The organism is Actinomadura barringtoniae (assembly GCF_017573505.1).
Taxonomy (GTDB): Bacteria; Actinomycetota; Actinomycetes; order Streptosporangiales; family Streptosporangiaceae; genus Spirillospora; species Spirillospora barringtoniae.
The window spans coordinates 32,724-54,285 of record NZ_JAGEOJ010000020.1; the positions used below are offsets into that span (position 1 = coordinate 32,724).

The following is a 21,562-nucleotide window of genomic DNA, read 5'->3' on the forward strand; positions in this document are numbered from 1 at the left end:
ACCCAACTCGATCAGCAGTGCGTACCCCAGCGCGCAAAGAACATCTGTCACCGTCTGGTCCGCCACGGCACCCTCCACTCGGAGCGGTTAGTGGGGGGCACAGCACGTGGAAGCGTTGGGCAAGGCCACGCTCTGGTGGCTCAGTTGGTCAGCCCGGCGTCAGTTGACCATGCTCGTGGAACTTCCCGTATACGCTGCCGGCGTGGACGGAGTTGGTTGGAGGCCTCAGCCCCATCGATCCCTGGTTCTCATCTGTGAGGGCGGCTTTCACGCGTCCTACCTGATTTCTTCCTGGCTTCGACGCTTGCCCGGTGCATCGGTCCTCATTCGAGACGATCCCGATCGGACGCCCGAGTACGAAAAGCGCTGGAGCGCTCATCGCACACACGCCGGTCGACCGGCCACCAGTCGCGTGGTCGCGCACCTAGACGAGGTGTACTGCGGCATGAGTCGGACCGAGCTCGAAATGGCGAAGACGTACGGAATCCCGGAGCTGCCGGCACGGATGCCCGCAGACGTCCAGCTGGTAGGCGCCGACCTGAACAGTAACGACTGTCGGCAATGGCTGGTGAACACCGTCTCCGAGAGCGATCCAGCGATCTTCGTCTTTCTGGACCAGCTCTTGCACGACTGGTGGATTTCGTTGGCCAGAGGGCAGATCATCAACGCACATTCGGCCGTTCTCCCCCACGCGCGTGGCATGTTCGCGATCGAGCAGGTTGCGGCGAGCCAGGACTTCTCTCGATTCGTTCGGGCGGCGGGCGCTACCGCTCACTATGTCGACAACGGGGTGGATACCGGACCGGTCATCCTCGCCCGCCGCTTGGCCGCTCCGTTCAGTCATGAATCGATCTGGTCGTGCAAAGGCCAGTCCTTCCTTACGGCCTTCGATCTGATTTTGCAGTTGGCAGAGTCGCTGCGAGACGACCCTGAGAGCCTGCCCGTCGGCCACCGCCTCGATGCACGCGACGCGCCGGTCTTCAGTCGCCGTGAATTCACGCCAAGCGTCCGAGCCGCCGCGGAGCAAGGGTTCCTGGCCATGAAATCGCGGGACGCTATGTCAAGCGCGAACGCTTCAGCTTCGGTGGCTCAATCAAGATGAAGGCTGCGGTCGCCATGGGGGTCCCCTTCACCTGCGTGACCAACCGGCGGCGCGGATCGTGATTCACCGACCTCGGCGATATCTCGCCGCGCCGCTGGATCGCAAGACGGGCTCCTGATGGCGCCCGTGTACCCGCGGCAGGGCTGCGATCACTGAGGAGAAGAGCGCCAGATGGTTCCCAAGTCCAAGGACGATGCCTCCGCCGCTGCCGGCGATGCGCTCCCCGTCGCCCCACGGGTCATCGCCGTGCAGTCGGAAGGCGGCACTGCCTGGGTCGCCGCACACCGGGACATGGTGGAAGCGGCTGTCCACAAGGACGGCGCGGTAGTGCTGCGCGGCCTCGGCGTCGCCTCCACCGCGGATGTCGCGAAGGTCGCTGACGCGCTCGGTATCGGCCGGATGGCCGAGCCGGAGCGATTCGCCTCCCGCACGTACCACCCGGACGGTGTCCGCTCCTCCTCCCAGTGGCCCGCCGACGAGCCGATGTGTATGCACCACGAGTTGAGCTACGCCGACGAAATACCGGGCCGCACTCTGTTCGGCTGCCTCACTGCTCCGGCAGAGGGCGGCGATACCGCCGTCGCCGATTCGCGGACCGTCCTCGCATCTCTGCCGGCCAGGCTGGTCGGCCGGTTCGAGCGTGAGGGCTGGCTGCTCACGCGTATGTACGACGAAGTGGGCGTGTCGTGGACTGAGGTGTTCGGCACCAAGGACCGCGCCGTGGTCGAGGCGTATTGCGCCGCAGCACTCATCGAACATGAGTGGTTGCCCGGTTCCCGGCTACTCACTCGGCAGCGCCGCGCGGCCATCGTGCGCCACCCTCGGACGGGTGACCGGGTTTGGTTCAACCAGGTCGCGTTTCTCAATGAGCGGACTCTCGACCCGATCATCCGCCATCGCCTCATCGAGATATACGGGTCGTCGGGGCTGCCTTTCAACACCGCGTTCGGGGACGGGGGCGCACTGTCCGACGACGATGTCGAGGCGATCAACCTGGCGTATCGGGAAGCGTCCGTTGCGAGGCCCTGGCAGGACGGCGACGTGCTGCTCGTCGACAACCTGCGCATGGCGCACGCGCGCGACCCGTATGACGGATATCGCGAGGTGGTGGTGGTCCTCGGCGACCCTGTGCGGCTACCCGAACACGTCCTTCCCTGCCCCTCGCCCCGGGGCGAGGGGCTCGGCTTGGCGGTCCCGGCGCGGGGGGCCTGATGCCGATCATCTCGGCGGCGCACGAGTTCAACGAAGACGACCTCTACGTCGACCTGACGCGGACCCTCGGAATCCCGCTGTACCTCAAGTGCGAGGGCTTCAACTTCTCTGGGTCGATCAAGCAGAAGGCGGCGCTGGAAATGGTCGAGGCGGCCGAGCGTTCAGGGCTGCTTGGCTTTGACACGATCCTGGTGGAGTCCTCCTCGGGCAACCTCGGTGTCGCGCTGAGCGTCATTGCGGCGAGCAAGGGCCTGCGGTTCGTCTGCGTCACCGATGCGCGCTGCAACCAGGCCACCCGCCAGGTGATGGAGGCCCTCGGCGCGGAGGTGCACGTGGTCACCGAGCCGGACCAGAAGGGCGGGCTGCTCGGCGCGCGTCTGGCCCACGTTCGCAGGCTCTGCGCGAGCGATCCCCGCTATCTGTGGCTCAATCAGTACCTCAGCGACGACAACTGGCGTGCCCACCATCGCTTGACGGCGCCACACATCGCCGCGCAGTTCCCCGATATCGGCGTGCTGTTCGTCGCTACGGGCACCGCGGGCACGCTGATGGGTTGCGCCCGATGGTTCGCCAAGCACCGCCCGAAGGTGAGGATCGTCGCCGTCGACAGCGTGGGGTCGGTCACGTTCGGCGGCCCGGCTCAGACCCGCTATATCCCTGGAATCGGGTCGGGTGTGCGCCCGCCGTTGCTGGACGAGTCGCTGGTCGATGAGGTGATCATGGTGCCGGAAGCCGACACCATGCGGGCCTGCCACCGGCTGGTGAGCCACGGCCTGCTGTTCGGCGGGTCCACCGGCACGGTCCTTGCGGGCGCCGAGCGCTGGCTCGCCGAGCGCGCTCCCGACGATGCGACGATTGCTGTGGCGATCGCCCCGGACCTGGGCGAACGCTATCTGGACACGCTGTACCAGCCGGACTGGATACACCGCCATTTCGGCCCCACTGAACTGCGCCGCCCTGCCGCGGCGCCGGACGCTTTGACTGCAAGGAGGAACGCGTGACTACCGAGGACCGGCGGCGGACGGCTGCGGCTCAATGGGCTGCTCGTCCCTGGCTAACCCGCGTGCCGTCGTCTGGACGCGCTGGGGGCGGATCCGCCCCCGTGGTCGGGGGGAGGTGGAGTCTCCTCCTGTCGGGCGATCTGGACTCCGGCGTATCCGAGTTCTCGCAGCACCGCCTCCGCATGGCGTGGGACCACCAGGTCGTAGGCCACCAGCCCTCCCGGGATCGCATGGATCTTGATCCTCAGCGGAAACGACCGCCGCGGCGCCCATCCCCGCAGCACCGCCGGACGCGCCCTCTGCCACGCGGATGCGACTTTCCGGATGTCCTCCAGGCACGGATCGAACGCCTCGGTCGGCACCAACCGCGACACCACCCGATTCCTCAGCGCCCGCGAGCTGAGCTGCCCGCGCACCGCGGAGACCGCGAGCCAAGCGGCCATGAGCACCACAGCGGCCACCGCCACTCCAGGAGGGACAGCTACCACGCTCTCCCCGAGGTGAGGCTCCTGCGGCCAGGATCGACCTGACGGGCGTATCTCCCCGATCGAGCTCCACAGCGGAAGTAGTGCCTTTGACTTGAGGCGGAACCTCACACCAGCAAGTACTTGTCGGCCTCTCACCAAGTCACCGAATCGCCGTGCAGCACGGCGATCGAGGCCCTTAGCCCCACTCCTCTGAACGAAGAAGTGCGCGAAGAAGTGTGCGCGGAAGTGCACGAAGAAGTGCGCGAAAGCAAGGCCACGCGTTGCACCGACCATCGCCGCCGACCAGCACGAACGATTCACCATGCCCCCCAATGCCGTACGTCTCAACGAGATACGGCCTGGGGATGCCCAAGTGTGGTTACGGACCGGTTCCTCAGCTGGCTAAGAAGGCATACGAGGCTGAGGCTGCTCTGCGAGTACGGCGTCCAGGTACGCCCGTACCCGCTGGGCCTTCGGCTGCCCGATGCTCAGCGCGGCACGGATCGCACGAATGCTGGGACAACGCCCCGCCGCCAGGTCGCCTCTGAATACGTCTTCAGCCCGTGCCAGCAGAGGATCGAACGGTTCCAACGAATCCGAGTCATCTTCCGTACCCGACTCGATAGGTACATCGCCCGCCCCGGATACCGTTTCGAGTACGCCGTATCCCCGCGTACCCACGCCCGGAAGCCGGACGGGACGCGCCACAGCCGTCAAAAGCAGTTCGAAGACCAGGATCAAAGCCACTGCCGGCCAGCCAGCGACCAAGGCCCCTGCCAGCCCGTGGCCAAGACCATGCGACACATTGGCCGTAATGCTCGCTGCCATCCCCAGACCCAACGCCAGCCGAGCCAGAACCGGCGTCTTACCCCCGCGCCGCGCCGTCTCGAGGGCCGTGAGCGAAGCCGCAAAGATCAACCCATCCACCGTCAACGGAACAAGCGCCGCCGCCGTCGGCTCCTCACCGTTGGCCCGGACGAACTCGTAGGCATGCCGGTACGACACATAGCCAGCCACCACGGCCACACCCACAACGACGCACGCAGTGCCTATGAGGTGTGCCGGGTTCGGTGACGTTTGATGTGCCCCGGCTTTGGTGGTGTTGGGTTGCTGGAATCCTCGTGCTGCTCGGAGCGAACAACGCCGGTAAGTCCACGATCTGCGACGCCATCCACCTCGGCCATAAGCTGCAGTTCCCCCGCCTGCCAGCCCCATCGGCGGCCACACTCGGGTCCGGTGGCCGCAGCATCGCCACTGAATTAGGGCCGGTAAGCGAGGCCCCCCTTTTTAGGGCGGATGGCGGCGGCATCCACGATCGCAACTGCTCCAGTCGACATCCCCAGCGCGCCGAGCTCATCCAGCACGACCTGGTGCAGCCGCGGCCAAAGCCCTGCTCGGCCCAGAAGGCGAACCTGCGATGCGCCGTCGAGGACGACACCCCGAACTCGGTCGGCAGATGCCGCCACGCACAACCGCTGATCAGCACGTACACGATCGCGGTGAACACTGCCGATCATCCAGCGGAGCCGTCCCGCCGTCCTGGCTACGCGCCGGACACGCCGGAACCAGCGGCCCCACACCTCCCACAGATCATCCGGCACCAACCGCAACACAACGGTTGATATCAACACAGTCAACGATTATCACCGCAGATCGCCCTAAAACTACGTAGGACACGGCCTTAAACACGGTCCCCGTGCGCCGCTATTCGGGCGGCGGGAGCTGCTTGAAGAGCTTGGTCAACTCGCCCAGTTGTCCAGCGGAGGGGTAGTACTCGGTCTCCTCGAGAACGTCCCAGCTGCCGTCGGGCTTATGTGTGATCTTCTTTGTGGTCTTCTTCTTGCCCTTGGTGACAGCGAGGTACATGCCGTAGAGGGCGACGGCTGCGATCACTGAGACCTCGACGACCGGCAGCCGATCCTTGGCTCCGGCGACGGCCTCGCGGACTAGCGGCTGGGTGTCAGGGTCCGACCAGAGCCAGGCCAGCAGCATCAGATCCGTGTCGAGAAGGAGGGCCCCGTCCCAGCTCAGCGACGACAGGGCCCCACCGACCGAGGTGGCGTCCGCGGCAGACTCCAGCTCCGCGACCATGTCCTCGGGCGGCAGGTAGTCGGCCAGCCGGGTCACCGCATAACGGACAGCGTGCTGGACCGTCACCTGGTCCGCCCGTTGCTCGTTGAGAAAGTCCGCCAGGGTCATCGACCGTCTCCTTCGGTTGCGAGGCACGTTCTGCGCCAGCGGGGCAGATCCGTGTTCGATGCCGTCCTCTTCAGAGCTGTCGCTACCGGGATTCTTTCAGTCAGCCAGGCGTCCACCGTCGCGGCGAGCAACACCGTGGCGTCGGCTGGAACCAGATCCCACAGCGGGGCGACAGTGCTGCGGGTCCCGCGCAGGCGCAGTGCGCTGTGGAAACCCAGCCGCTCGCCCATCCCCGCGAGATGGCTGGTGCCCGAGGAGCAGGCGGCGAACAGCACGAGCCCGGGAGCCTTACGCAGCTTGACGGCATCCCGCCAGGACCAGCGGTGCCGCTGCCCGGTGGGGGAATCCGCCGCAGTCGCATGGCTCGTCGGCAGTCGCCCACCGCATCCAACCATCAGGGCGACCTCATGGTCGTCGGGTGCGACGTAGCCATGACAGAGCACGACAGCCACGTCGACCGAAGACATCAACGTGCTGATCGCAGCATGGTCGGCCTCGGCTCCCACGAGGGAGGAGACTGCCAGCCCATGCCGTTCGGCCAGCTTCTCAACGGCCAAGGCGGCGCGTTCAAGCTCCTCGACCGTCACCGGGTCGTCCTCGGCCGTTGGCACCAGCACGATGCCGAGGGAGTTGGGTGGCGCGCTCGGCTGGGCACACGCTGCCAGCAACGACGACCAGCTCGCGGCGTAGGAGAGGGTCCAGGGTGCCAGAGTCACAGCGTGCCAGGGGATCCCGGCGTGCTGCGGATGCTCGATGATCACTACGTGGTCCTCGGGGCCTGCGTCCGGGAACTGGTCGAGAAACCAGCGCTCAAGCTCCCGCCAGGGCGCATAGTCGAACGGGTCGCCTTGCTGCTCGGGCAGCCAGGCGTTCAGCCGGGTGCGCAGCCTGCGTGCCACCTCCAACGGAACCACGCCGTCCGGCAGTGACAGCTGCCCGGTGTCGCACGGGCCGTCCGCCGGGATCGTCGTGCGGATTAGACCTGGGACCGAAATGAACAGGTCGATCCACTCCAGGACATGTAGTCGTCCGCGGGTCGGCCGGAGGGCCTCCAATGTGGTGTCGCTCAGCCCGTCCGAGAGCAGGGCTGCCTCCCCACCGGCCTGCCGGATCTGCTGGGCGCGCCCGGCGGGGTCGCGCTGGAGCTCCGCCAGCAACCTGAGGAGATCCGGTTGAACGGGGCGATCCGTCAGGATCTCCGCCGTGAGCCGCAGAAGCATCTGCATGATGTGCGTCGCTTGGATACCCAGGCTGGCATCGGAGATCCCGCCCAGTTCGCTGCTGAACGCACGGGGCACCCGCAACAGCAAGGCCCGGCATTCCGCGTCGCCAATGTCGTCCTCCCGCGCCGCGGCATATCGGGCGACGCCAACTAGGGGGAGAGCGTCCATGTCTCCGGACTCGTCCAGCAGCGCGAGCTCGGCACGCCAGTGCCCCTCAGCCGCCGGGTTTCCCGTCAGCTCCGCCAACATGGCGGCCAGGCGGTGGAATTTCCTGCTCAACAGGCGGTCATTGCGTAGGCGGGCTTCCCCGGCCTCATCGCCCAGCCTCGTGACGATCCCCTCGAGCAGCTCCTGTTCCGCACGTCGCGACTCCGGGGAGGCGTTCGACCACGCCATGGCCACGCCGAGGAGAACCTCCGGGTCCTGCGGTATACCGAGCTCAGCCAGCTCCCCGAGCAGATCCGCAGAGCCTCCCGCGCCCTGGAGCTCCAAGCCGATCCGGACTGTCTTGATATAGGCCTGTTGGGGCCGCCACGGTCCGATCGCCAGAGACTCCGCCTCCTTGAGGAGGGAGATCGCCCGTCTTGTGTTCCCGATGGCACCGAGCGAGGCCGATAGGGAACGCAACAGGTTGAGCCGATCGGCGCCGGCAGCGTCGGGCAACAGCTCTTCGAGTAGGGCCACGGACATGTCCGGATGCCCCAGAGTGCGGAGCAGGATGGCCCGGTTCATGGACAGGAGCCGCCGGTCCTTGTCGAGATCGGCGATCGGGACGAGGTCATCGAGGATGTCCAGGGCCTGCTGTGTGTGGCCGGTCAGCCGGAGCGCATTCGAACGCTCAACGCCGAGCGACAACCGCACATAGGTCGTCAGCTGATCCTCGCCCGGCAACGGGCTCGTTCCAGCGCGGGCCAGGTACAGGTCAGGAGACCTGGCGTCCTTGCAGATCCTGCCGAAGTCCGCCAACAGGCGCATCGAGGTCTCGGCCTCATGTTCCCCCATCAGCAGGTCGAGGATCTCGCACAGTTCGGTGAGGCGACCTTCGTCGGCCAGCGCCCAGCCTAGGTGGGAGAAGGCCTCTGGCACATCCTCTACCTGGCGCAGCACTTCGACGAACTCCTGAACCGAGCTTCCGTTGGTACGTGTCGCGCGGAGCCCGTGCTGGAAGATCTGTTGCCACACGTGTTCATGGCCGAGCTCGGTCACCAGGTCGTGCAGTTGCCCCTGCAGCTTCATGTCGAGGAGGCCGTCGGTGGTCAGCCTTCTGCTCAGCGCCTGCCAGAGCCCACGGAAGCCGATGGTCGGCCCCGCGGCCTCCGGCGGGATCGCCAGCAGTTCCATGCCGGGAAAAGGTGACGTTCGCCGATGAAGTTCGAAGCGGACGTAGTCCTCCGCCCACTGCTCGGCGTGCTCATTGTCCACATTCGCCGCAGCGCAGACGAAGGCATTCACCGCGTGGAGGACATAACGGTCGAGGTCATGGCCCCAACTTTCGATGGCCTTGAGAGCCGCGCTGAAGTACTCGGGAGTGGACTCGGAAATCATCCCGACCGGCAGAATTCTGACGATTTCTTGATACAGACCCAATTTAGGGTCTTTGAGGATTCGCTGAGCCAGTGTGAAGGAGACCAGGAACTGGAGATATGTGGTCTCGCGAGCAAAGAGCTCGTTCGCCGCGGCCTGGTCGATCGGTGAGGTCGAGCCGACGACGGCCGCCCGGATACCGGGCAGGCGCCCTGCGGTCAGCAGCGCGAGACACGTCATCAGCGGGGCATTGAACAGGGCGAAGTTGGCGGCGACCCAGTCCGCCTTTCGATCGAGATCGCATTGGAAGAAGGTTTCCAGCCGGGTGAGCTGTGGCTTGAACCGGGCGACCACCACCTCGTGCAGCTCGTCCCTGGAAGCCACCAATCTGACGTTCGCCGCACGCGGCCCCAGCACCCGCTGGAGGTCCTCAAGCTCCATGCCTGTTCCGAGCAGGACGTTCGCTGGTTCCTCCGGGTCGTTGGCGTCCACTACGACGTACGTGTAGTGATAGTCGAGGAGTACCCCGCAGGACTCGCACCGGGCCCGCCCGGTCTGGTGGAACATCAACGACAGGGACCACGAGTTCCAGATGTTGACCAGCATGGCCCGTCCCGGCGCGACCAGCTCGGCCACGTCAGCGCCGCAATGCGGGCAGTTCTCGGCCGCTCTCGCACCATCGACATCCACACCAGTGTGACGCTCCATATGTCCTTGACGTTCCAGGCGGTAACGGGGCTTGGCATCGATCGAAAGGGATCCCGGTCAGGTCGGCGAGAATCTTGTTCGCTTGCCGCTGTGCGGCCCCAGACCCTGGATTGATTTCGAGGAGCGACTGGATGCCTCCCGCAGCGAGGTCGTCGGCGACGACCTCGTCCTCCTCCTCAGTCTGAGGAGGAGCCCGCCGTCAGCCGGGGACCGTACCCGGCCCCGGCGCTGGCTGGTGTCGATGCATCCACGATCGCGCTGCTCCAGTCGACCTCACTGTAGGCGCCGAACTCGCCCAGCACCGCCTGATGCGGCCTCGGCCACAATCCCTCGTGCGTCCAGAACATGAACCGGCTGTGCGCGGTGGACGGCGACACCCGGAACTCACCCGGCAGATGCCGCCGGGCACACCCGCTGATCAGCACGTACACGATCGCGGTGAACACAGGTCCCCAGCTCGTCCAGGACCAACCGCAACGCAAGCGTGCACATCAGCACGATTCACCAGTATCCGCCACAACACCGATAACCGCCTAGGACAGGGTCTGAGCGAAATGACACACGCTAATCGGCATGAGCGGACCTCACGAGGAGCCCATCTACCAGCCGACAGAGCCAAGGGCGCACGCACTGACTATCTCGGACCGTTACAGATCTAGCTGCCCTACCAGAGGTCACGGCCTCCAAGATCTGGAGAGAAGCGGGAGATCATCTCTGCGTTGAAGGGCACTCAACGGCGTTCAACGGACCTGAACGGAGGCGTGTGAGCTGCACAGATGCCTCACAGCGCAGGTCAGCAATGATCGCGGATTACCTTGACACAGTAGAGGTCGCCCAACTGACTGGTGGTCGCTGCCCGCTCGTTCAACGAGGTCGCTAGAGTCACGATGGAGCCCGGCCTTCGGCGTCAATCCGTTTCTACCTTGAGCAGATTGCATTCGAACGGCGATGGCCGGGCTCGGCCCGAATGTGCCATCAGGCTGCTGACCGTCAAGTCCTCGTTTGGCCAAGAGCCGTGGCGCCAACCGCCGATCCCAGCAGGCGCAGCTGTCTCGCTGGCTGGCTATTGGGATCCGAGGCCGACTTGGTGTCGGTGCATCGCCTCGCCTTCACCGAGCTCCTCAACGACAGGCTCGGTATGCGGCCAGGAGGGCAACCAAGACGACCAGGGAGAGCGCAGCCTTCCCAGTGGCATCTCTAGCCGTCAGCACGGCGCAGGCAGTGGAACAGATGGCCATGAGGACCAGTGTGAGGGCCCGCAGTGGTGCACGTGGGTCAACCTGGCTGCCGGTGTTTTGCCTGGTTGTCGCGTGGTGGCCGACGAAGCTGTCGTTCATAGAGGTCACGGTAGGAGCTGCCTCTGACAGAACGATCTCATTGCTGCTCATCGGCGAGTGCAGGTGACTTCAGAGGAGCCGGATGTGGTCTTGAGCGTCTCTGGCAGTTCCTCACTGCCGGAGCCGCGTCGCCGAGCGTTTGAGTCGAGAAGCTCGACGCAGGGATGCGGATCAGTTGAGGTTTCTGGCTGAGGTGAGTTGTGGTTGGAGGTCGAGGAAGGTTTGGTGGAGGAGGGCTCGGGCGCGGGTGAAGGAGCCGGGGACCAGGTGGCCGTAGATGCGGTAGGTGATTTCGATGCTGCGGTGGCCGAGCCAGCGGGAGACGTCGGTGATGGGGATGCCTGCGGCCAGGGCGGTGGAGGCGAAGCAATGGCGCAGGGAATGGGGGACGAAGCTCTCGGGGAGGCCCGCGCGGGTGATCCAGCGGCGGAAGTTCTCTTGGTAGGTCCTGCGGACGATGAGTTTCTGGCGGCGGCCCTGGAACAGGTAGCCGTCGGAGGTGGTGCCGTGGGCGGTGAGGTGGGATTGGAGGGCATCGTGGACGTAGAGCGGCAGGGGGATGTCGCGGTAGTCGCCCTTCTTGCGGAACTTCAAGGGGATGAGTTGGGCTGTCGGGTTGACCTGCTCGGTGACGCGCAAAATGTGGCCGTTGGCGCGTAGGCACCGGGTGTTGACGGCGAGGGCTTCGCCGATACGCAAGCCGCAGCCGTACATCAGCCAGACGGTGAGGGCCCAGTCCGCCGGGAGCTTGGCGGTCAGGTAACACAGTTGCACGTAGGCCGGCAGGACGAAGTCTGTCTCGGTGATGACGTCGGGGAGCTCGATGTCCAGGCAGGGCGACTCGGCGATCAGGCGGTCGCGCCTGGCCTCGTTGAAGACGGCCGCGACGACCAGGTGGGCTTCGTTGATGCGGCTGGCACCCAGTCCCTTGCTGCCCATCGAAATCAGGAGTTGTTTGATGTCCCGGCGGCGGATCGCGTTGAGCGGGCGGCGGCCGAAGGCAGGGTTGAGGTGGTTGCGCAAGAGTGAGTCGTAGACCAGGCGGGTGCCGTCGGCGATGTAGCGGCCGGCCAGCCAGGTCTCGGCATAGTCCTGGAACGCGATCCGGCCCTCGTTGGGATCGATGAAGACTTGCGCCCTCTTGTCGTGCTCGACCTTGAGCGCGAAGTCCGCCGCCACCTTCAGATTGGTGCTGAAGGAACGTTCACGCTGGCGGCCGCCCTCGGCGCGGTACCGGACGACCCAAGCGTCAGGGCAGTCCGGCCAGGACTCCTCGGAGCATCGGCAACGCTTCAGGATCGAGGCCATCGGTCCCCACCCGTCGACGCCGGGACCTCGCGCCCCTCCAGCCACGCGTCAAGTTCCCGCTCACGGAACCTGAGGTGACGGCCCACCTTGTAGCCGCGCAGTCCCCACACCCGCCAGCACGAGTACACGGTCCGCTTCGGCACGCCAAGGAGCCGGGCCACCTCCTCGGCGTTCAGCAACCGGTTCGAACCGCCAAGCCGATGCCCGACCTCCACCTGCTGACTGACCATCTCTTCTCCCCGCACCGAACCTTGAACTGCTCGCGTTCAGATACGGCCCCAACCGACTCGACCAAGCGATGCGGTAGCACCGCTGCAGCAACCCGATGACATGTAGAGTTATTATAACTATACACTATCGGCCATGCACGCCTGGATCGGCCCAGCCGGGAGGGCTAAATACCCTTACCCGGTAGCGGGTGGGTCAGCAAAAACTCAGCACGGGGTCCATAAAAGACCGGATCTCGCAGGTATTTACGGACATCCAATGCTTGCCCAATGCTCGAGCGAGGATGGCACTCCGGGTCGGATGACCGGGAGGCTTCGGTGGACGTGAAAGTGCCCCTGACCAGGCACTTGGCCAGGGGCACGTCTCTCTGAGGGCTACCGAACGGGGAGGCCCGTTAGGGTTCGGCCGATGACCAGGCGCTGGATTTCGGAGGTGCCCTCGAAGATGGTGAAGATCTTGGAGTCGCGGTGCATGCGCTCTACGGGGTATTCGCGGGTGTAGCCGTTGCCGCCGAGGATCTGGATGGCCTCTTCGGTGACGCGGACTGCGGCTTCGCTGGCCATGAGCTTGGCCATGGAGCCCTCGGCGTTGGTGAAGTCCTTGCCGGTGCGGGCCATCCAGGCGGCGCGCCAGACCATGAGGCGGGCGGCGTCGATCTGGCACTTCATGTCGGCGAGCTTGAAGGCGATGGCCTGGAAGTCGCCGATCTTCTTGCCGAACTGCTCGCGGTCCTTGGCGTACTCCAGGGCGTAGTCGTAGGCGGCCCGGGCGACGCCGAGGGCCATCGCGCCGACGGTGGGGCGGGTGGTCTCGAAGGTCTTCATCGCGGCCTGGCCCTTGGCGCTCTTGCCCTCGCGGACGCGGGCGATGCGAGCGTCGAACTTCTCCTTGCCGCCGACGATGAGGTGGCTGGGGATCCGGACGTTGTCCAGGATCACCTCGGCGGTGTGGGAGGCGCGGATGCCGTGCTTCTTGAACTTCTGGCCCTGCTTCAGGCCCGGGGTGTGCGGCGGGACGATGAAGCTGGCCTGGCCGCGGCTGCCGAGGTCGGGGTGGACGGAGGCGACGACGACGTGGATGTCGGCGATGCCGCCGTTGGTGGCCCACGTCTTGGTGCCGTTGATCACCCACTCGTCCTTGGCCTCGTCGAAGGTGGCGCGGGTGCGGATGGAGCCCACGTCGCTGCCCGCGTCGGGCTCGGAGGCGCAGAACGCGCCGAGCTTCACGTCGTCGGGGGTGCCGAACATCTGCGGGACCCACTCGGCGATCTGCTCGGGCAGGCCCACGGCGGCGATGGAGGCCGCGGCGAGGCCGGTGCCGACGATGGAAAGGGCGATGCCGGCGTCACCCCAGAACAGCTCCTCGAAAGCGACCGGAATGCCCAGGCCGGTCGGCTCGAGCCACTGGGTGGCGAAGAAGTCCAGCGAGTAGAGGCCTACCTTGGAGGCCTCCTGGATGAGCGGCCAAGGGGTCTCCTCACGCTCATCCCACTCCTCGGCGGCGGGACGTACGACGTCCTTGGCGAAGTCGTGGACCCACTGCCGAACTTCGCTGACGTCCTCGCTGAGCTCCAGCGAGAACGGCGTCGCCTCGGTGCTCGTCATCGTTATTGACCCTCTCTCCAATATCGTCTGTTACCAACGGTAGCATTCGTTGGGGTTACCGGTGGTAACACCGTGGCCAGAGTCACAGGCACGGTGATGGAGAGGGTTCGGTCGTTGTAGTCAGGAGAGCAAGGAGCGGCGGGAGGCGGCGTACTCGGTTATCTCGGCCATCGGGGGGCGCTCCCCCACGCCGATGTCGCTGACACGTATGTCGTGGCCGTCGGAGACCCGCCGGAACTGCGTCAAAGCGGTCGCCGGCTCTTCCAGGGGCATCATGCGGCCGTGCTGCTCCAGGCGGGACCAGGCGGTCAGCATGATCTGGCTGGACATCGCGCCCAGGGCCTCGGTGGTCTGGTGGGAGTGAACGCGGCGCCCGAGGTCCACCTGGGCGATCGCGTCCAGGCCCGCCAGGCGGAAGACGTCCAGGAGAAGGCCCAGCTCGACGCCGTAGCCGGTCACGAACGGGAGCTGCTCCAGGAGTTCGCGGCGGCCCGCGTACTCCCCGCCGAGCGGCTGCATGACCCCGGCGAGCATCGGCCAGTGCAGGTTGATCAGCGGGCGCGCGACCAGCTCGGTGACCCGGCCGCCGCCGCCCTCGACCCGGGTCTCGCCGTTGATCAGCGGCCGGTCGTAACAGCCCTTGACGTAGGCGATCTGGGGGTCTGCGAGCAGCGGGCCCAGCAGACCGGTGATGTAGGAGGAGGTGAAGCCGCGCAGGTCGGCGTCGATGAAGACGATCAAGTCCCCGGTGGTGACGGCGAGGGACTTCCACAGGGCCTCGCCCTTGCCCGACATGCGGCCCTCGGCGGGCAGGACGTCGTCCTGGCAGACCACCTCGGCGCCCGCCTCGGCGGCCACGGCGGCGGTCCGGTCGCTCGAACGGGAGTCGACCACGACGATCTCGTCCACCAGCGGGGCCTGTTCGACCAGCTCCCGTTGGATCACGCCGACGATCGTGCCGACCGTCGCCTCCTCGTCGCGGGCGGGCAGAACGACGCTGATCCGGGTGTCGCCCTTGGCGGCCAGCAGGGTCTGCAGGGGCCAGTCCGCCGCCGCGCTGGTACGGCGGCGCAACCATTTCGCGACCTCAGGCAGCACTCGCTCTCCCTCTCCCGCGGACCCTCTTGCGGACTTCCCTGCCGATCATTCTCGCGTCTCCACACGGAACGTCTCCTCTAAGGAAACACCGCGTCACCGCAGATCATTCACCGGTGGAACGCGCCAGGGCGGATCGACCCCAAGAGTTAACAACGCCACAACACGCCGGTTATGCGGCGGCGTGCCGGTCCAGGCGCACCCGTTATCCGGCGGCGTGCCGGTCCAGGAAGGCGTAGACGTCGGCCTCGTCGACCCCCGGGAAGGCCCCGGGCGGCAGCACCGACAGCACGTGCGAGTGGGCGCGGGCCGACGGCCAGGCCATGCCCTCCCACCGTTCGGCGAGCTCCTTAGGCGGCCGCTGGCAGCAGTCGCCGTCGGGGCAGCCGGACTTGACCCGGTTGGTGGTCTCGCGGCCCCGGAACCACCGTGAATCCTCGAACTTCACCCCCAGGGTGATCGCGAAGTCCCTCTCGTGGGAGGGGTCGATGTGGGAGAGGCACCAGTAGGTGCCCTTGGAGGTGTCGGTGTACTGGTAGTAGACCGAGAACCGGTCCGCGGCGCCGAAGACGTGGCGTCCCGCCCATTCCCGGCACATCCGCTGGCCCTCGATGGCACCGTCCTCGTCCTGCGGGAAGAGCAGGCCGTCGTTGGCGTAGGCCTTGTAGATGGTGCCGTTCTCGTCGTTCTTGGTGAAGTGCAGGTGCAGGTCCAGGTGGTGGGTCGCGACGTTGGTGAAGCGGTGGGCGGCCATCTCGTACGAGACCGAGAAGACGTCGGCGAGGTCCTCCACCGACAGCTCGCGGGCCTGCTTGGCCTCCTGGAGGTACGGCACGACGGCCCGTTCGGGCATCAGCATCGCGGCGCCGAAGTAGTTGGCCTCGACCCGCTGCCGCAGGAAGTCGGCGAAGTCGCGCGGAACGTCGTGGTCCAGGGCGATGTGGCCGAGCGTCTGGAGCAGGATCGTGCGCGGCGTGTGCATGCCGAGCTGCTCGCGCTCCAGGTAGATCCGGCGGTGCCGCTGGTCGGTGATCGACCGGACCGAACGCGGCAGGTCCTGGACGTACTGGAGATCGAATCCGAAGTGGTGGACCAGCTGCATCAGCATGCCCTGCGACACCGCGCCGCCGCGGTAGCCGATCGCGTCCAGCGTCTGGGCGGCCACCTGCTCGATCTCGCCGAAGTAGTTGCCGCGCTCGTGCATCTGCTGCCGCAGCGCCGCGTTGGCCTTGCGGGCCTCCTCGGGGCTCGCGGTCGGCTTGGTACGGCTGCGCCGCAGCTCCCCGTAGAGGGCGAGGATGTGCTCGATGACCTCGTTCGGCATCCGCTTGCTGACCTTGAGGTGCGACAGGCCCAGCGTCTTGTAGAGGGGGTCGCGCTGCGCCTCCTCCAGGGAGATCTCCAGCTGGGCGCGGCGGCTCGGCGGCTGGCGGCGCAGAAGTTCTTCCACCGGAACGTCCAGCGCGTGCGCGAGGGACTGCAGCAGCGAGAGCTTGGGCTCGCGCCGCCCGTTCTCCAGCAGGGACAGCTGGGACGGTGCCCGGCCGACGCGTTCCCCCAGGTCGGAGAGCGTCATGCTCCGGTTCCGCCGCAGATGGCGCAGGCGCTGCCCAAAGGTGACGAGATCTACGTCACTCGTCAAGTTGAGGGGTTCTTCTGGCCGCAAGGTCGTCACGGCTTCATGATAGCGGAAATTTCGCAGTTCTTCTGTTACTCACGAGTTCATTTGGGGCTTGCGGCCGGGGCAGGATCGTGGCCAAGCACCCAGGGGACGACACAGAAGGGCAAGACAATGAGCGAAAGTCGCCTCAAGGGCGCAGCCGACGAGCTGCGGCAGCAGTGGGCCACCGACGAGCGCTGGAAGGGCATCGAGCGGACCTACTCCGCCGAGGATGTCGTGCGGCTGCGCGGTTCGGTCCAGGAGGAGTTCACCCTCGCCCGCCTCGGTGCGGAGCGCCTGTGGAAGCTGCTGCACGAGGAGGACTACGTCCACTCCCTCGGCGCGCTCACCGGCCTCCAGGCCGTCCAGCAGGTGAAGGCCGGCCTCAAGGCCATCTACCTGTCGGGCTGGCAGGTCGCCGCCGACGCCAACCTGGCCGGCCAGACCTACCCCGACCAGAGCATCTACCCGGCCAACTCGGTGCCGCAGGTCGTCCGCCGCATCAACAACGCCCTGATGCGCGCCGACCAGGTCCAGTGGTCCGAGGGTGAGGGCGACACGCACTTCCTCGCCCCGATCGTCGCCGACGCCGAGGCCGGCTTCGGCGGTGTGCTGAACGCCTTCGAGCTGATGAAGGGCATGATCGCCGCGGGTGCGGCGGGCGTGCACTGGGAGGACCAGCTCGCCTCCGAGAAGAAGTGCGGCCACCTGGGCGGCAAGGTCCTCATCCCGACCTCGCACCACATCAAGACGCTGAACACCGCCCGCCTCGCCGCGGACATCTCGAACACGCCCTCCCTGATCATCGCGCGGACCGACGCCGAGGCCGCGACCCTGATCACCACGGACGTGGACGAGCGCGACCGCGCGTTCATCACCGGCGAGCGCACCGCCGAGGGCTTCTACCGGGTCACCAACGGCATCGAGCCCTGCATCGCCCGCGCCAAGGCCTACGCGCCCTACTCCGACCTCATCTGGATGGAGACCGGCACCCCGGACCTGGAGCAGGCCCGCAAGTTCGCCGAGGCCGTCAAGGCCGAGTACCCGGACCAGATGCTGGCCTACAACTGCTCGCCTTCCTTCAACTGGAAGAAGCACCTGGACGACGCGACCATCGCCAAGTTCCAGCGCGAGCTCGGCCACATGGGCTTCAAGTTCCAGTTCATCACGCTGGCCGGCTTCCACTCGCTGAACAGCGGCATGTTCGACCTGGCCTACGGCTACGCCCGCGAGGGCATGACCGCCTACGTCGAGCTGCAGGAGCGCGAGTTCGCCGCTGCCGAGCGCGGCTTCACCGCGGTCAAGCACCAGCGCGAGGCCGGCACCGGCTACTTCGACCAGGTCAGCACCGCGATCGCCCCGGACTCGTCCACCACGGCGCTCAAGGGCTCCACCGAAGAGGGCCAGTTCCACTAAGGCGTCTCTGAGCTCAGCTGATCTGAGCTCACCTGAGCCATAGAGCACGAGAAGGCCCCACGGGTTCCTACACCCCCGTGGGGCCTTCTTGTATGCGCTGGTACTTCTTGTGCGCGTTGGTATGCCCTTGTATGCGCAGCACGGCCGGATCCGGCAGGCCATACGGCCACATTCGGAACGACTATCGACATTGCATACCCAACCAGGCAATGTAGGCACGCTGTTCGATCACTCAAGGGAGAGGACCGACCATGGCGTTGCGCTCATCCGCGCGCATCCCTCAACGCCGTACCCCGGCGCTGCGCACCCTTTCACTGGCCGCCGCCGCGGTCACCGCCGCCTCGCTGGCCGCCGCTCCGGCGGCGTCGGCGAACGTCGCCGGCCACGGGCACGGACACGGCCCGTACACCCCGGGGGCGCCCGGCATCAACGACCCGTATTTCCCGCTCGAAGGCAACGGCGGGTACGACGTCAAGCACTATGGCATCAACTTCTCCTACGACCCTGCGACCAAGCAGCTGGACAGCACGGCGACCATCACCTCCCGTGCGACCCAGAACCTGTCCAGCTTCGACCTGGACCTGCAGCAGCTCGACGTCTCCAGCGTGACCGTGGACGGCAAGAAGGCCGACTTCACGCGGAACGGCCAGGAACTGGTCATCACGCCCAAGCACAAGCTCAAGGAGGGCTCGTACTTCGTCACGGCCGTCAAGTACGGCGGCGTGCCGAAGACGATCGTCGGCTCGCCCGTGGTGTTCGGGTCGCCGTACGGCTTCGTGCACACCGACGACGGCGCGTTCATGGGCGACGAGCCCGACGCCTCCTCGACGTGGTTCCCCTCCAACGACCACCCGAGCGACAAGGCGGCCTTCACCTTCAAGGTGACGGTGCCCGAGGGCCTGTCGGTCATGTCCAACGGCCGGCTGGTCTCCCAGCGGACCAGGAACGGCAAGTCCACCTTCGTGTGGGACGAGAAGACGCCGATCTCGACCTACCTGGCCACCGCCGACGTCGGCAAGTGGATCATGAAGTCGGGCAAGACGCCGGGCGGCGTGCCGATGACCATCGGCGTTGACCCGAAGCTCGTCGGCCGTGACCCGAACAACCCCGACCCGGTGAAGTTCTTCTGGGACACCACCGGTGAGGCCACCGACCTGTGGGTGAAGACCTACGGCAAGTGGCCGTTCGACTCGACCGGAGCCATCGCCGACCTGGCGACCTACAACGGCCAGACGATCGGGTTCTCGCTGGAGACGGCGACCCGGCCGCTCTACTCCGACGTGCGCAGCACCACCACGATCGCGCACGAGCTCGCCCACCAGTACTTCGGCGACTCGGTGTCGGTGCGCGACTGGTCGAACATCTGGCTGAACGAGAGCTTCGCCACCTGGAACCACCTGTGGTGGAACGAGCTGCACGGCGGGGCCACGGTCCACGACGCGGTGCGCACGGTCTACAACACCCGGCCGGCGAGCTGGTGGGACGTCGAGATCGGCAACCCCAAGCACGACACGATGTTCCACGACCGCGTGTACAACGGCGGCGCCATGGTGCTGCAGTTCCTGCGCGAGAAGGTCGGCGCCGACACGTTCAACAAGATCCTGCGTACCTGGTACGCGGAGCACAAGAACAGCACCGGCACGACCGACCAGTTCAACGCGACGGCGAACCGCGTGAGCGGCCAGAACCTCGACGCGTTCTTCGACAAGTGGATCCACTCGACCGGCAAGCCGCCGCTCGACTAGGACCACGCGTCCAGCACAACAATCCGTAGAACCACCGCGCGGCAAGACCGGGCCCTCCCCTCAGGCCCGGTCTTGCTCGTGTAAGGAGTTGCGCTCCGTTAGTGGCTTTTTACATGGATCTGCCCCGTGTCCGTCCATATGCTCTAGGCGGGTGGGGGTCTTTCCTTGGGTCGCTTGGTACGGGTTCCGTAGATACACCGCTTATCCGCTCAGCTCCGCGGCCGAGGCCGTAACCAACACCGTCTTCGGCTTCATGCGCGCCTACGTGCTCATCGCCCTGTGGCACGCACGCCCGGCGCTCGGCGGCTACGACGTGGCGGACGCGGTCACGTTCTGCTTCATCACGCAGGCGATGATCGGGCCGGTCCAGCTCTTCCGCGGGCTGGAGCTGTCCGAACGGATCCGCAGCGGCGACGTCGCGATCGATCTGTACCGGCCGGTGGGGCTCCAGGGCTGGTGGCTGGCCGACGACATCGGGCGGGCGAGCGCGGAGATGCTGCTGCGCAGCGCGCTGCCGCTGGTGGCGGGCGCGGTGGTCTTCGATCTGAACGTGCCGTCCGCGCCGGGCCTCGCCGCGTTCGCGCTGTCGGCGATGCTGGGCGTGCTGGTCAGCTTCGCGATCCGCTACCTGGTCGCGCTCGCGGTGTTCTGGCTGCACGACGACCGGGGATTGCAGTCGATCGCGCTGGTGATGTCGCTGTTCTTCTCCGGGATGATCCTGCCGCTGGTCGTCTTTCCCGGCTGGCTGGCCTCGATCGCCCAGGCGATGCCGTGGGCGGCGCTCGTGCAGGTCCCGGCGGACGTTTTCCTCGGCAAGCACACCGGGACGGATCTGCTCGGCGCACTCGGTTTCCAGGCGGGCTGGGCCGTCGCGCTGCTGGCCGCCGGCGCAGCGCTCACCGCCGCCGCGCGACGGAAGCTGGTGATTCACGGTGGGTAGCATCCGCGCGTACGGGCTGCTGGCGTGGACATGGACGCGCGCGGCCGCGCAGTACCCGGTGTCGATGGTCCTGCTGAGCCTCAGCACGGCGGTGGTGAGCGCGCTCGACCTCGCGGCGATCCTGGTGATGTTCACGCGCGCCCCGCGGATCGCGGGCTTCTCCGCGCCCGAGGTGCTGTTCTTGTACGGCACCTCGACGCTGGCGTTCGCGGTCGCCGACCTGCTGCTGGGAACCACCGAACGGCTGGGGAGGCACATCCGGGAGGGCAGCCTCGACTCCATGCTGGTCCGCCCGGTGAGCCCACTGATCCAGATCGCCACCGAGGACTTCTCGCCCCGCCGGGCGGGCAAGGTGATCCCCGGCGTCGCCGTGCTCGGGCTGGCGCTCCCCCGGCTCGACGTCGGCTGGACGCCGGGACGGGTCGCGATGGTCCCGGTGATGGTGGTGACGGGAACGGTCATCTTCGCCGGGCTGTGGGTGCTGACGGCCGCGCTGCAGTTCGTCCTGATCGACGGGCACGGCGCGACCAAGTCGGTCACCTACGGTGGAGCGTTCCTGACGCAGTATCCGATGAACATGTTCGCCCGCGACTTCGTCCGCGGCGTGACGTTCGCCGTCCCGCTGGCGTTCGTCAACTGGCAGCCCGCGCTGTACGTGCTGGACCGGCCCGACCCGCTGGGGCTGCCTCCCCTCACCCGCTTCGCCGCGCCCGCGGTGGCCGTGCTGGTCTGCGCGCTCGCCTCGGTCGCCTGGCGGGCGGGGCTGCGCCACTACCGATCGACCGGAAGCTGA

Annotated in this window: 17 protein-coding genes; 7 read left to right on the forward strand and 10 right to left on the reverse strand. The window is 66.6% G+C overall.

The features are described from left to right. The first annotated feature begins 445 nt into the window (after nucleotides 1-445). From J4573_RS39770 to sbnA, 3 genes are all read left to right on the forward strand, one after another. Complete coding sequence (locus J4573_RS39770; protein ID WP_208261319.1) at nucleotides 446-1,102, forward strand: formyltransferase family protein; 657 nt, start codon at nucleotides 446-448, stop codon at nucleotides 1,100-1,102. A gap of 171 nt (nucleotides 1,103-1,273) precedes the next feature. Further along, nucleotides 1,274-2,314, forward strand: a complete 1,041-nt coding sequence (locus tag J4573_RS39775) for a TauD/TfdA family dioxygenase (protein WP_208261320.1) — start codon at nucleotides 1,274-1,276, stop codon at nucleotides 2,312-2,314. After that, nucleotides 2,314-3,315 carry a 2,3-diaminopropionate biosynthesis protein SbnA gene (sbnA, locus tag J4573_RS39780; RefSeq protein WP_208261321.1) on the forward strand — a complete coding sequence of 334 codons (1,002 nt, stop codon included), beginning with the start codon at nucleotides 2,314-2,316 and terminating at the stop codon, nucleotides 3,313-3,315. The genes J4573_RS39775 and sbnA overlap by 1 nt, the downstream gene beginning before the upstream one ends. Nucleotides 3,316-4,184: 869 nt before the next feature. Here the strand turns inward: sbnA and J4573_RS39785 are convergent. From J4573_RS39785 to J4573_RS39830, 10 genes are all read right to left on the reverse strand, one after another. Beyond that, a complete protein-coding gene (locus tag J4573_RS39785; protein ID WP_372442987.1) occupies nucleotides 4,185-4,835 on the reverse strand; it encodes a DUF2637 domain-containing protein in 651 nt (216 codons plus the stop codon). Continuing rightward, entirely contained in the window at nucleotides 4,744-5,289 is a 546-nt protein-coding gene (locus J4573_RS56800) for a transposase (RefSeq protein WP_208261323.1), read from the reverse strand. Before J4573_RS56800 ends, J4573_RS39785 begins: the two co-directional genes overlap by 92 nt. Nucleotides 5,290-5,486: 197 nt before the next feature. Beyond that, a complete protein-coding gene (locus tag J4573_RS39795; RefSeq protein WP_208261324.1) occupies nucleotides 5,487-5,981 on the reverse strand; it encodes a hypothetical protein in 495 nt (164 codons plus the stop codon). Next, nucleotides 5,978-9,364, reverse strand: coding sequence for a CHAT domain-containing protein (locus tag J4573_RS39800; protein WP_208261325.1), 3,387 nt, complete (start codon nucleotides 9,362-9,364; stop codon nucleotides 5,978-5,980). Before J4573_RS39800 ends, J4573_RS39795 begins: the two co-directional genes overlap by 4 nt. 248 nt (nucleotides 9,365-9,612) lie before the next feature. Further along, a complete protein-coding gene (locus tag J4573_RS39805) occupies nucleotides 9,613-9,882 on the reverse strand; it encodes a transposase (RefSeq protein ID WP_208261326.1) in 270 nt (89 codons plus the stop codon). A 1,062-nt stretch (nucleotides 9,883-10,944) separates the two neighbouring features. Next, on the reverse strand, nucleotides 10,945-12,081 hold the full coding sequence (locus J4573_RS39810) for a tyrosine-type recombinase/integrase (protein ID WP_208261327.1): 1,137 nt from the start codon (nucleotides 12,079-12,081) through the stop codon (nucleotides 10,945-10,947). Then, nucleotides 12,066-12,311, reverse strand: coding sequence for a helix-turn-helix domain-containing protein (locus J4573_RS39815; protein ID WP_208261328.1), 246 nt, complete (start codon nucleotides 12,309-12,311; stop codon nucleotides 12,066-12,068). The genes J4573_RS39810 and J4573_RS39815 overlap by 16 nt, the downstream gene beginning before the upstream one ends. A gap of 372 nt (nucleotides 12,312-12,683) precedes the next feature. Beyond that, nucleotides 12,684-13,913, reverse strand: coding sequence for an acyl-CoA dehydrogenase family protein (locus tag J4573_RS39820; RefSeq protein WP_208261329.1), 1,230 nt, complete (start codon nucleotides 13,911-13,913; stop codon nucleotides 12,684-12,686). 120 nt (nucleotides 13,914-14,033) lie between these two features. Next, nucleotides 14,034-15,011, reverse strand: a complete 978-nt coding sequence (locus tag J4573_RS39825) for a glucosyl-3-phosphoglycerate synthase (protein ID WP_208261330.1) — start codon at nucleotides 15,009-15,011, stop codon at nucleotides 14,034-14,036. A gap of 202 nt (nucleotides 15,012-15,213) precedes the next feature. Beyond that, entirely contained in the window at nucleotides 15,214-16,650 is a 1,437-nt protein-coding gene (locus J4573_RS39830; RefSeq protein ID WP_208261331.1) for a helix-turn-helix domain-containing protein, read from the reverse strand. 150 nt (nucleotides 16,651-16,800) lie between these two features. On the opposite strand from J4573_RS39830, the gene aceA reads away from it, so the two are divergent. From aceA to J4573_RS39850, 4 genes are all read left to right on the forward strand, one after another. Then, entirely contained in the window at nucleotides 16,801-18,084 is a 1,284-nt protein-coding gene (gene aceA, locus J4573_RS39835; RefSeq protein ID WP_208261332.1) for an isocitrate lyase, read from the forward strand. A gap of 251 nt (nucleotides 18,085-18,335) precedes the next feature. Beyond that, nucleotides 18,336-19,829 (forward strand): M1 family metallopeptidase, encoded by a 1,494-nt coding sequence (locus tag J4573_RS39840; protein ID WP_208261333.1) that lies wholly within the window; start codon nucleotides 18,336-18,338, stop codon nucleotides 19,827-19,829. A 151-nt stretch (nucleotides 19,830-19,980) separates the two neighbouring features. Further along, a complete protein-coding gene (locus J4573_RS39845; RefSeq protein ID WP_208261334.1) occupies nucleotides 19,981-20,769 on the forward strand; it encodes an ABC transporter permease in 789 nt (262 codons plus the stop codon). Further along, the gene (locus tag J4573_RS39850; RefSeq protein ID WP_307797279.1) at nucleotides 20,762-21,562 is read left to right on the forward strand and encodes an ABC transporter permease; all 801 of its coding nucleotides are present in this window, start codon (nucleotides 20,762-20,764) and stop codon (nucleotides 21,560-21,562) included. The genes J4573_RS39845 and J4573_RS39850 overlap by 8 nt, the downstream gene beginning before the upstream one ends.